Here is a 10975-nt window from a genome sequence, read left to right as displayed (position 1 = left end):
ACGCAAACTCCCTGATCAACGCGGTCGGCGGGGACGGTCAGACAGCGGCGCGTTCGCGGCCGGCGGGGAAGCGGTCGAGGACACCCGTGTTGGCCAGGGCCCGGGTGAGGGCGACGCTGCCCAGGCCGGCCACCACCAGCGCGCTGGCGGCGGTCAGCAGGATGTAGGGGAGACGGAAGCTGCCCCACGCCGTGCCCGGGTACCAGACGAAGACGTCGTAGATCGCCGCCGCGAGACCGGCCAGCGTCGCGGCGAGCAGCGCCACGGGCAGCCGGTAGCTGCGGTACGCGAAGAGCGCGAAAGCCAGCTCGGCGGCGGCCGCCTCCAGCGGGCCCTGCACGACGATCGTCCAGCCCCAGCTCGTGCCCAGCGCCACCGAGACCAGCGCGGCCAGGGTGAGGGTGAAGAGCGCCGCGCCCGGCTTACGGACGACCAGGGCGCCCAGTACGGCCGGCACCAGCCAGACGCCGTACAGGACGGCGCGCCCGGGCAGCGGGATGGCGTCCGCCGGCCCGTTCCAGAGCAGGCCCCAGGCCCAGAAGATGATGCCGAACGCCACCGCGAGCACGGAGGCCACGACGATGTCGATGGTGCGCCACCGGTTGGTGCTGTCCATGGTTGCTCCCAGTTCTGTGAGGTGAACCAGGAGAAGACGCACGCCGCGCCCGGTGGTCACCGGACGGCGGCGCGGCTGGAGGTCGACCGAACTCCCTGCGCTGGCATTACCCAGATCAGGTTCGAGGGTCTGCGGGCACCGGCCCGCACTCTCAGCGCTGTGCGCTCCCCTGTCGGATGTGAAGTTGTCTCGTCGCAGACGCTAGCACCGACCCCGCCGCGCGGCCCAGCAGGGCGATCGCCCGTTAGGGTGGCGATCATGCGGGTCGAGGCGCGAGGTCTGACGTTCGAGGTACGCACCGGCGGCCCCGAGGGCGGCGAACCCGTCCTGCTGCTGCACGGCTTCCCGCAGCACGCCGGCGAGTGGGATGAGGTGACCCCCGCGCTGCACGCCGCCGGGCTGCGCACGTACGCGCTCGACCAGCGCGGCTACTCGCCCGGTGCGCGGCCGGCCGACGTCGCGGCGTACCGGATCCCGGAGCTGGTGGCCGACGCGGCCGGCGTGCTCGACGCGCTCGGGGTGACCACCGCCCACCTGGTCGGCCACGACTGGGGCGCGATCGTCGCGTGGGGCCTGGCGGCCGCGCACCCGGAGCGGGTCCGCACGCTGACCGCCGTCTCGGTGCCGCACCCCGCGGCGATGGGGCACGCGCTCGCCACCGACCCGCGGCAGAAGGCCCGCTCCTCCTACATCGCCCTGTTCCGCAAGCCGGGCAAGGCGGAGAAGGTGCTGCTGGCGTTCCGCGCGGCGACCCTGCGCCGGATGCTCGCCGGGGTGGGCGACGCCGACCGGGTGGCCCGGTACGCCGAGCCGATGCGCGAGCCGGGCGCGCTGACCGCGGCCCTGAACTGGTACCGGGCGATGACCGGGGCGGACATGAAGGCCGTCGGGCCGGTCGGCGTGCCGACCACGTTCGTCTGGAGCGACCGGGACGTGGCGATCGGCCGGACCGCCGCCGACGCCTGCGCCGGCCACGTCACCGGCGACTACCGCTTCGTGGTGCTGCCCGACGTCACCCACTGGATCCCGGACGAGGCCCCCGGCCCGCTGGCCGCGGCGATCCTCGCCCGCGTCGGCCGATGACCGCCGTCCCGGCCCGGCCGCACACCCGCGCCTCGCTCGCCGCCCAGCTCCGCGAACTGGGGGTACGCCCCGGCGGCACCGTGCTGGTGCACGCCTCCCTGCGCCCGCTGGGCTTCCTCTGCGGCGGTCCCGAGGCGGTGCTGCTCGCCCTCCGCGACGTGCTCGGCCCGGACGGCACGGTGGTGGTGCCCACCCACACGCCGGACAACAGCGACCCGGCGGAGTGGAGCAACCCGCCGGTACCGGCGGACTGGTGGCCGGTGATCCGCGACGAGATGCCCGGCTTCGATCCGGCGGTCACGCCGAGCAGGTTCATGGGTGCGCTGGCCGAGCTGGTCCGCACCTGGCCGGGGGCGCTCCGTAGCGACCACCCGCACGTCTCGTTCGCCGCGCTCGGCCCGGCCGCCGCGCGGATCGTCGGCGGTCACGCGCTCGCCGACATGCTGGGCGAGGGCTCGCCGCTGGCCCGCCTCTACGAGGCGGACGCCGACGTGCTGCTGCTCGGCGTGGACCACGGCAGCAACACCTCGCTGCACCTGGCCGAGTACCGGCAGCCCGCGCCGCCCCGGCAGCGCTGCGGCGCGGCCGTGCTGACCGCCGGCGGCGGCCGGGAGTGGGTGTGGTGGGACGACGTACGCCTGGACGAGGAGAGTTTCGCCCGGCTCGGCGCCGACCTGGAGGCCACCGGCGCGGTGCGGCTCGGGCCGGTCGGCGACGGCACGGGCCGGTTGATGAGGCAGCGGGCGGCGGTCGACTTCGCGGTCGACTGGCTGGCCCGACCCCGACGGACGGAGGAAGCATGAGCGTGAGCGAGCGAACCATCCGGCTCAGCAGTGCGGCGCCTCGCGCCGCCGCGGAGCGAAGCGAGGCGGTGGCGTGAGCGCGGAGGCCTACCTGGCGGTGGTGACCGAGACGATCGGCCGGGTCGCCGCCGACCAGCGGGAGAACGTGGCCCGGGCGGCGGATCTGATCGCCGCGTCGCTGCGCGCCGACGGCGTGGTGCACGCGTTCGGCACCGGCCACTCGGAGGCCCTCGCCATGGAGATCGCGGGCCGGGCCGGCGGGCTGGTCCCGACCAACCGGATCGCCCTGCGCGACCTGGTGCTGCACGGCGGCGAGCCGGCCGACGTGCTCGGCCCGAAGCTGGAACGGGAGCCGGCCGTCGCGCACCGCCTCTACGAGCTGGCTCCGGTCCGGCCGCAGGACGTGTTCGTGCTCGCCTCGAACTCCGGGGTGAACGGGGCGATGGTCGAGTTCGCCGCGATCGTGAAGGAGCGCGGGCACGGGCTGGTGGCCATCACCTCGGCGCAGCACTCGGCCCGGATGACCTCGCGCCACCCGTCCGGGCGCAAGCTCGCCGACTTCGCCGACGTGGTGCTCGACAACGGCGCCCCGTACGGCGACGCCACCCTGCCGCTGCCCGGCGGCGGCGCGGTCGGCGCGGTCTCCTCGATCACCGCCGCGCTGCTGGCCCAGCAGATCGTCGCCGAGGTGGTCGCCCGGCTGCTGGCGGCGGGGGAGCGGCCCCCGGTCTACCTGTCCGCCAACATCACCGGCGGCGACGAGCACAACGCCGAGCTGGAGGCCCGGTACGCCGGCCGGATCCGCCGCGGGGCGTGAGCGCGAGGAGTGAGCCGGGTTCGCGAGCCCCGCAGTCGCGAACGAAGGGCAGCACAGTGAACGGGTTTCACGCTCGACCCGGTGGGGCACTGGCTGTGCTGCCGGTGGGAGGCCCCCACCGGCAGTACCGTCTTCCCTGGAGGTAGCGCGTGTCCAAGGAAACCGAGAAGCAGCGCTGGCAGCGCAACTTCGCCGACCTGCTCCAGGAGCTGCGGGTGGCGCAGACCGGGGTGCAGATCCTCTTCGCCTTCCTGCTGACCCTGCCGTTCAGCAACGGTTTCACCCGGACGACCGGCTTCCAGAAGGACGTCTACATCGTCGCGCTGCTGTCCGCCGCCGCGGCCACCGCGATGATCATTTCGCCGGTCGCCTTCCACCGGGCGCTGTTCCGCCAGGGCCGAAAGCCGGAGCTGGTCCGCTTCGCGCACCGGATGGCCAGCGGCGGCCTCGGTTTCATGCTGATCTCGATGGTCAGCGCGGTCCTGCTGATCACCGACTTCGTGCTGAGCCGCCCGATCGCCTTCCTGCTCAGCGCGCTCACCGGGCTCTGGTTCCTGGCCTTCTGGGTGCTCCTGCCGTTCGCCCGGCGCAACTGGGGCGAGGACGACATCGACGACGAGGACGACGATCCCCGGACGCTGGCCGGCGACTGACCGCTCGGGTCCCGCCAAATCGGACGTGCGCGCGAGGCTACCCCTGGGTAACACCCGGGGGTAGCGTCGTTTTCGTCGCACGTCGACGCAGCCGGACCGAGGTCTCCAGGAGGCAGCCGTGACCACGACACAGAACAGCCGACCCGACCCCGCCGGCCACGGCGGCCCGACCGGGCGGGTGGCGCCGATCGACGACCCCGAGCAGCCGGCCGACGCCGCCGTGGCGGCGGCGACCGATGGTGCTGAGCCGGCGCCCGGCACCGCCGCCGCGGTCGACGCGGCGGGCGGAGCCGGGCCGCTGCCCACCGAGGCCGGCCAGGTCTCCGAGAAGGAGGCCCGGCAGGTCGCCGAGGCGGCCCGCGAGGCGGCCTGGGACCGGCCCAGCTTCGGCAAGGAGCTGTTCCTCGGCCGCTTCCAGCTCGACCTGATCAACCCCTGGCCGCGCTCGGACCCGGCGGACGTGGCCCGGGCCGAGGAGTTCCTGGGCGCGTTCGGGGCGTACCTGGACTCCGAGGTGGACGGCGCGGCCATCGAGCGCGACGCCCGCATCCCCGACGAGGTGTTCCACGGGCTGGCCCGGCTCGGCGCCTTCGGTATGAAGATCGACCGGAAGTACGGCGGCCTCGGGCTGAGCAACCTGCACTACTGCCGGGCGCTGATGCGGGCCGGCTCGGTGAACCCGTCGATCGGCGCCCTGCTCTCCGCCCACCAGTCGATCGGCGTGCCGCAGCCGCTGAAGATGTTCGGCACCCCCGAGCAGAAGCAGCAGTTCCTGCCCCGGCTGGCCGCCGGCGAGGTCTCCGCCTTCCTGCTCACCGAGCCGGACGTCGGCTCCGACCCGGCCCGGCTCGCCACCACGGCGGAGCCGACCGAGGACGGCACCGGCTACCGCCTCAACGGGGTGAAGCTCTGGGCCACCAACGGCACGGTCGCCACCCTGCTGGTGGTGATGGCCCGGGTGCCGGCGGCGGAGGGGCGGCGCGGCGGCATCACCGCCTTCGTGGTGGAGGGCGACAGCGAGGGCATCACCGTCGAGCGGCGCAACGAGTTCATCGGGCTCCGCGGCCTGGAGAACAGCCTTACCCGGTTCCACGACGTCTTCGTGCCGAAGGAGAACGTGATCGGCGGCGAGGGCAAGGGCCTGAAGATCGCGCTGACCACGTTGAACACCGGCCGGCTCTCGCTGCCGGCCATGTGCGTGGGCGCCGGCAAGTGGGCGTTGAACGTGGCCCGGGAGTGGGCCGCCGACCGGGTCCAGTGGGGCCGGCCGGTCGGCGAGCACGAGGCGGTCGCCAAGAAGCTCGCGTTCATCGCCGCCACCACGTACGGCATGGAGTCGATGCTGGACCTCTGCTGCCTGCTCGCGGACGACGACCGCAACGACATCCGGATCGAGGCCGCGCTGGTGAAGCTCTACGCCAGCGAGATGGCCTGGAAGATCGCCGACGAGCTGGTCCAGATCCGGGGCGGGCGCGGCTACGAGACGGCCGATTCCCTGGCGGCCCGGGGCGAGCGGCCGGCCGCGGTCGAGCAGCTCCTGCGCGACCTGCGGATCAACCGGATCTTCGAGGGCTCCACCGAGATCATGCATCTGCTGATCGCCCGCGAGGCGGTCGACGCGCACCTCTCGGTGGCCGGCGACATCATCGACCCGGACGCCGGGCTGGGCCGCAAGGCGAAGGCCGGCGCGCGGGCCGGCGTCTTCTACGCCAAGTGGCTGCCCACCCTCGCCGTCGGCAAGGGGCAGGCGCCCGGGGCGTACCAGGAGTTCGGTCCGCTCGCCGGCCACCTCCGGCACGTCGAGCGGACGTCCCGCAAGCTGGCCCGGTCCACCTTCTACGCGATGTCCCGCTGGCAGGGGAAGATGGAGCGCAAGCAGGCGTTCCTCGGCCGGGTGGTGGACATCGGCGCGGAGCTGTTCGCCATGTCGGCGGTGTGCGTCCGGGCGGTCGCCGAGCGCGCCGAGCACCCGGAGAACGTCGAGCTGGCCGACCTGTTCTGCCGGCAGGCGCGGCTGCGCGTCGACGAACTGTTCAGCGGGCTGTGGTCCAACACCGACGCGCTGGACGTGGCCGCGGCGAAGCGGATCATCGCCGGCCGCTACGCCTCCGTCGAGGAGGGCGTGGTCACCCCACCGGCCGACCAGCCGTGGGTGGCCCGCTGGCAGCCGGGCCCGTCCACGGCGCAGGACGTCCGCCGCCGCATCCCGCCGGCCAGCACCAGGTAGGCGGCCGGCGGGATCCGGCGGCCCTTGCGGACGTAGCTCACCAGCACGCCCGCGTAGATCAGCAGCAGGATCGCGACGACGATCAGGAAGTACAGCACCGGCACACCTTACCGGCCGGTGCGCAGCCCGAGTCCGCGCAGCTCCAGTGCGGCGAGCGCGTCGACCGTCTCGTCGTCGCCGCGGCGCCACGCCTCGGCCACGTCCGGCGCGATCCGGTTCAACTTGGCGAGGGGCTGCCCGGCGAGCGCGCGCAGCGCCAGCAGGTCCCGCCCGGCCGGCGCGCTCGCGAGCGCCTTCGCCGCGCCGGCGCGGCGGATCCAGCGCACCCGCAGCGGCAGCCAGCCGAACAGCACCAGCCCGAGCGGGAAGACCAGCACCGCGACGGTCAGCGCCAGGGCCAGCTGGCCGACCAGTTCCTGCTGGTCGCGGCCGGCCTCGGCGACCGAGCGGGCGGCCTCGGCGGCCTTGGTGAAGGGGGCGGTCAGCTCGTCGCCGACCAGCGGCACCCGGCCGACCTTCCCGCCGGCGTCGGCCAGGTTGTCGGCGAGCCCGCCGCCGGCCCCCTCCAGCTTCTGTCCGGGTACGGCGAGCTTCTCGACCAGGTCGTGCAGCCAGAGCGCGAAGCGGATCGCCGCGTACACCCAGACGACCACGAGCAGATCGGTGAGGAGCTGACGGAGGGCGGTCGGAAAACGGTCGGCGTAGATCTTCACGCCGGACAGCGTGCCACGGCCCGGCCGTCCGGGCACGGGGCAGTTTTCTCAGCCGGCGCAGGCCGGGCAGGTGCCGAAGATCTCCAGGGTGTGGCTGACCTCGGCGTACCCGTGCTCGGCGGCGACCCGCTCGGCCCAGCTCTCCACCGCCGGGCCGGCCACCTCGACGGTCCGGCCGCAGGCGCGGCAGACCAGGTGGTGGTGATGGCCCTCGCTGCACCGCCGGTAGAGGTGCTCGCCGCCGGGCGGGCGCATCACGTCGATCTCGCCGGCGTCGGCCAGCCCCTGGAGGGTCCGGTAGACGGTGGTCAGCCCGACCCGCTCGCCGCGCTGGCGCAGCATGGCGTGCAGGTCCTGGGCGCTGTGGAAGCCCTCGACCTCGGCCAGCAGCGCGCACACCGCGCTGCGCTGCCGGGTGTTGCGCAGTGCCCCCTCGGTCACGACGGCCCCTCCCCGGCGTGGCTGACCGCGTCCGACACGATGTGCGCGACGTGCTCGTCCACCAGGGCGTACGCGATCTCCCGGCCGCGCCGCGAGCCACGCACCACGCCGGCGCCGCGCAGCACCCGCAGGTGCTGGGAGACCAGCGGCTGCGGGGCGCCGAGCTTCTCCACCAGCTCGTGCACGCAGCGCTCGCCCTGGGCCAGCTCGCTCACGATCGCCAGCCGGATCGGCGCCGACAGCGCGCGCAGCAGGTCACCCGCGCCCTCGAAGGCGTCGTACCCGTTCGTGACCGTCACCCCGTAACGGTAACCAATGCCAGCAGCGCCGGCCGGGACGGCCTCACCCCAGGACCACCTCGTGCTCCGGCGGATCGGCCACCGGCGCGGCGGCCGGGCGGGTCCGCCGGCGCAGCGCCCGCCTGCCGGCCGCCAGCAGCGCCACCACCAGGAACGAGCCGATGGCCAGCAGCACGACCGAGGCGCCGGGCGCGGTGTCGGCGGTGGCGGCCACCCAGACGCCGGCGCCGGCCGCGAACAGCCCCAGCGCCATGGCCGCCGCCATGGTCGACCGGAAGCCCCGGGTCACCTGCTGTGCGGTGGCCACCGGCACCACCATCAGCGCGCTGATCAGCAGCACCCCGACCGCCCGCATGGCGATCGTCACGGTCACCGCGGTGCCCACCGCGAGGAGCAGGTTCAACGCCCGCACCGGCAGGCCGGAGACCCGGGCGTACTCCTCGTCGTGGCAGACCGCGAAGAGCGCCGGGCGCAGCGCCAGCATGGTCACCAGGATCGCCACTCCCAGGACCCCGATGGTGACGAGGTCGGCCGGCGACGTCGTGGTCAGCGACCCGAAGAGGTACGCGTTGAGCGACCCGCTGCTGGCGTCGGAGAGCCCGACCAGCATCACGCCGCCGGCGATGCCGCCGTAGAAGAGCAGCGCCAGCGCCAGGTCCCCGGAGGTGCGGCCGCGCGAGCGGACCAGCTCGATGACGATCGCGCCCAGCGTGGCCGCGACGACCGCGACCAGCACGGGGGAGCGGTTGAGCAGCAGCCCGGCGCCGACGCCGGTGAGCGCCACGTGCCCGATGCCGTCGCCGATCAGCGCCAGCCGGCGCTGCACCAGGTAGATGCCGAGCGCCGGGGCGGCCAGCCCGATGACCAGCGCCCCGACCAGGGCGCGCAGCATGAAGTCGTACTGGAAGAGGTCCATCACATGCTCCACAGCCCGGCGGGCTCCTCGTCGCAGTGCGGGTGCACGTGGTCGTGGCCCGGCTCGGCGTGGTGCCCGGCCGGTTCCGGGACCGCGCCGTCGTGGCAGATGCCGCCCTGATGGACGACGACCGCCCGGCTGATCAGCGGGCGCAGCGGCCCCAGCTCGTGGGCGACCAGCAGCACGGTGCCGCCGCCGTCGCGGAAGTCGCGCAGCGCGCCGGCGAACGCCTCCTGGCTGGCCGCGTCGACCCCGGCGGTCGGCTCGTCGAGCACCAGCAGCTCCGGCCGGCCGGCGAGCGCCCGGGCGATCAGGGTGCGCTGCTGCTGGCCGCCGGAGAGGGTGGCGACCGGGTCGCCGGCCCGGTCGGCGAGCCCGACCGCCTCCAGCGCCGCGGTGACCGCCTCCCGGTCGACCCGGCCCGCCGGCCGCAGCACGCCCCGGCGGGCCAGCCGCCCGGACGCCACCACCTCGCCCACCGTGGCGGGTACGCCGCTGCCCGCGCCGAGCCGCTGCGGGACGTACCCGATGCGGTGCCACTGCCGGAAGCGGCGCTGCGGCGTGCCGAAGAGGGCGACCGACCCGGCGCCCAGCGGCACCAGGCCGAGCACGGCGCGGATCAGCGTCGACTTGCCGGAGCCGTTGGCACCGAGCACGGCGACCACCTCGCCGGCGGTGACGGTCAGCGAGACGTCCCGCAGCACCGCCCGGCCGTCGTAGCCGACGGCGGCGTGCGCGACCTGGATCACGGGTGGGGTCATGAGCAGTCCAAGGCGGTCCGGAGGGTCTGGAGGTTGGCGCGCATCGCCGAGAGGTAGTCGCCGTCGGCGGGCGCACCCTCGATCGGGTCGAGCACGGCGGTCTTCGCCCCGACCTCCCGGGCCACCGTCTCGGCGACCTTCGGGCTGACCAGCGTCTCGAAGAAGATGGTGGTGGCTCCGTGCTCCCGGGCCTCCTCCGCCACCGCGGCGAGGCGCTGCGGGGAGGGCTCGGCATCCGGGCTGAGGCCGGTGATGCCGACCTGTTCGAGCTGGTAGTGCGCGGCCAGGTAGCCGAAGGCGGTGTGGCTGGTCACGATCTCCCGGCGCTGGCAGGTCGCCAGGCCCCGGGTGTACTCGGCGTCGAGCCCGGTCAGCTCGGTGCGCAGCGCCGCCGCCCGGGCGGTGAAGTCGGCGGCCCGGTCCGGGTCGGCCTTGCCGAGCCGCTCGGCGAGCCGGTCGCCGACGGTGGCCAGCCGGGTCGGGTCCAGCCAGAGGTGCGGGTCCTTGCCGCCGCTCTCCTCCTCGTGGCCGGCCTCCTCGCCCTCGTGCTCGTGGGCGCCGGCGGCCGCGTCGAGCAGCGGCTGCACGCCCGCGACGTCGAACGCCCGGTCGCCGCCGTTCTGCTCGACCGCCTCGTCCACGGCCGGCTGGAAGCCGGAGAGGTAGACGACCAGCTCGGCGTCGGCCACCTGGCCCACCTGCCGGGGGTTGAGTTCCAGGTCGTGCGGCTCGGCGCCGGGCTTGGCCAGGTTGGTGACCGTGACCGCGTCGCCGCCGATCTTCTCGGCGAGGAACTGGAGGGGGTAGAAGGCGGCCACCACGTCGACCCGGTCCGGGTCGCTCCCGCCGCCCCCACCTTCCGAGCAGGCGGCGAGGCCGCCCAGGGTGAGCAGGGCGGCGGTGGCGGCGGCGAGGGCGCGGGGGGCTGAGCGGACGGTCATGTGAACAACTGTCCGCGATAACGAAATTGATTGTCAAAAACGCATGATTGCATGTCAGCGCAGGTCAACGGTCAGAGCAGCTTCGCCAGCGCGATCGCGATCAGCAGGGTCAGCATCAGCAGCCGCAGCACCCGGGTCGCCGGCGCCTGCACCGGCCAGGTGACGGTCATCAGCCACACCAGCCCGCCGGACAGCGCCAGCAGCAGCACGCCGCCGGCCGCGCCGGGCGCGAAGAGCCCGACCAGCACCAGGACCAGCGCGGCCAGGAACACCGTCGTCGGGTTGAGCCGGGCCAACCGGGACAGCACGGGACTCTGCGTACGCTGCATGGCACAAACTCTACGAGGAGGAACGCGGTGCTGGTCACCAACCGGTTCGTGGTGGACGCCGACGTGGCGGACGAGTTCACGCGAGAGGCGCACGCCGCACTCGCCGCACTCGCCGCCCGCCCGGGCTACCTGCGCGGCGAACTGCTCCGGGCGCTCGACGACCCCGCCCACTGGTGCCTGCTCACCGAGTGGGAGTCGGTGGGGGCGTACCGCCGGGCGCTCGGCGGCTTCGACGTCAAGGTCACCGCGGTGCCGCTGCTCGCCCGGTCGGTGGACGAGCCCTCGGCGTACGAGACACTGGCCAGTGCCGCGCCGGACGGCGAGATCGTCGTGGTGGCCAGTGATCGGGCCGCAGGTCCTTACCGCTGAGGCCGGG

At 74.3% G+C, this 10975-nt stretch carries 14 protein-coding genes and 1 riboswitch; of the genes, 6 read left to right on the top strand and 8 right to left on the bottom strand.

What is annotated here, in order from left to right; genetic code table 11:
- Positions 1–37: 37 nt before the first annotated feature.
- Complete coding sequence (locus ACW0Q9_RS24720) at positions 38–616, bottom strand: ECF transporter S component (protein WP_456185186.1); 579 nt, start codon at positions 614–616, stop codon at positions 38–40.
- A gap of 74 nt (positions 617–690) precedes the next feature.
- Positions 691–797: riboswitch (TPP riboswitch) on the bottom strand.
- A gap of 77 nt (positions 798–874) precedes the next feature.
- Here ACW0Q9_RS24720 and ACW0Q9_RS24715 point away from each other — a divergent pair.
- The 5 genes from ACW0Q9_RS24715 (at position 875) to ACW0Q9_RS24695 (ending at position 6199) form a co-directional block, all read left to right on the top strand.
- On the top strand, positions 875–1699 hold the full coding sequence (locus ACW0Q9_RS24715) for an alpha/beta fold hydrolase (protein WP_456185184.1): 825 nt from the start codon (positions 875–877) through the stop codon (positions 1697–1699).
- The gene (locus ACW0Q9_RS24710) at positions 1696–2502 is read left to right on the top strand and encodes an aminoglycoside N(3)-acetyltransferase (protein ID WP_456185182.1); all 807 of its coding nucleotides are present in this window, start codon (positions 1696–1698) and stop codon (positions 2500–2502) included. The genes ACW0Q9_RS24715 and ACW0Q9_RS24710 overlap by 4 nt, the downstream gene beginning before the upstream one ends.
- A 73-nt stretch (positions 2503–2575) precedes the next feature.
- Positions 2576–3319: a sugar isomerase domain-containing protein gene (locus ACW0Q9_RS24705; RefSeq protein ID WP_456185180.1), complete on the top strand. Its 744-nt coding sequence runs from the start codon at positions 2576–2578 to the stop codon at positions 3317–3319.
- A gap of 149 nt (positions 3320–3468) precedes the next feature.
- Complete coding sequence (locus tag ACW0Q9_RS24700; protein WP_456185178.1) at positions 3469–3972, top strand: DUF6328 family protein; 504 nt, start codon at positions 3469–3471, stop codon at positions 3970–3972.
- 220 nt (positions 3973–4192) lie between these two features.
- Positions 4193–6199, top strand: a complete 2007-nt coding sequence (locus ACW0Q9_RS24695) for an acyl-CoA dehydrogenase family protein (RefSeq protein ID WP_456185188.1) — start codon at positions 4193–4195, stop codon at positions 6197–6199.
- A 107-nt stretch (positions 6200–6306) separates the two neighbouring features.
- Here the strand turns inward: ACW0Q9_RS24695 and ACW0Q9_RS24690 are convergent, their stop codons facing one another.
- The 7 genes from ACW0Q9_RS24690 to ACW0Q9_RS24660 all read right to left on the bottom strand — a co-directional run bounded on the left by ACW0Q9_RS24690 (position 6307) and on the right by ACW0Q9_RS24660 (position 10599).
- Positions 6307–6912, bottom strand: a complete 606-nt coding sequence (locus ACW0Q9_RS24690; RefSeq protein WP_456185177.1) for a hypothetical protein — start codon at positions 6910–6912, stop codon at positions 6307–6309.
- 48 nt (positions 6913–6960) lie between these two features.
- Complete coding sequence (locus ACW0Q9_RS24685; RefSeq protein WP_456185175.1) at positions 6961–7353, bottom strand: Fur family transcriptional regulator; 393 nt, start codon at positions 7351–7353, stop codon at positions 6961–6963.
- On the bottom strand, positions 7350–7652 hold the full coding sequence (locus tag ACW0Q9_RS24680; RefSeq protein WP_456185173.1) for an ArsR/SmtB family transcription factor: 303 nt from the start codon (positions 7650–7652) through the stop codon (positions 7350–7352). The genes ACW0Q9_RS24685 and ACW0Q9_RS24680 overlap by 4 nt, the downstream gene beginning before the upstream one ends.
- A gap of 43 nt (positions 7653–7695) precedes the next feature.
- Positions 7696–8568, bottom strand: a complete 873-nt coding sequence (locus tag ACW0Q9_RS24675; RefSeq protein ID WP_456185171.1) for a metal ABC transporter permease — start codon at positions 8566–8568, stop codon at positions 7696–7698.
- A complete protein-coding gene (locus ACW0Q9_RS24670; RefSeq protein ID WP_456185169.1) occupies positions 8568–9329 on the bottom strand; it encodes a metal ABC transporter ATP-binding protein in 762 nt (253 codons plus the stop codon). Before ACW0Q9_RS24670 ends, ACW0Q9_RS24675 begins: the two co-directional genes overlap by 1 nt.
- Positions 9326–10270: a metal ABC transporter substrate-binding protein gene (locus tag ACW0Q9_RS24665; RefSeq protein WP_456185167.1), complete on the bottom strand. Its 945-nt coding sequence runs from the start codon at positions 10268–10270 to the stop codon at positions 9326–9328. Before ACW0Q9_RS24665 ends, ACW0Q9_RS24670 begins: the two co-directional genes overlap by 4 nt.
- A gap of 71 nt (positions 10271–10341) precedes the next feature.
- Positions 10342–10599 (bottom strand): DUF6703 family protein, encoded by a 258-nt coding sequence (locus ACW0Q9_RS24660; protein WP_456185165.1) that lies wholly within the window; start codon positions 10597–10599, stop codon positions 10342–10344.
- Between the two features lie 27 nt (positions 10600–10626).
- Here ACW0Q9_RS24660 and ACW0Q9_RS24655 point away from each other — a divergent pair, with 27 nt between their 5' ends.
- A complete protein-coding gene (locus ACW0Q9_RS24655) occupies positions 10627–10968 on the top strand; it encodes an antibiotic biosynthesis monooxygenase family protein (RefSeq protein ID WP_456185163.1) in 342 nt (113 codons plus the stop codon).
- Positions 10969–10975 lie beyond the last annotated feature (7 nt).

It is taken from the genome of Micromonospora sp. I033 (assembly GCF_053890995.1).
Note: the sequence above shows the minus strand (reverse complement) of the source record. Positions and strands in the feature narration are given on the sequence as shown.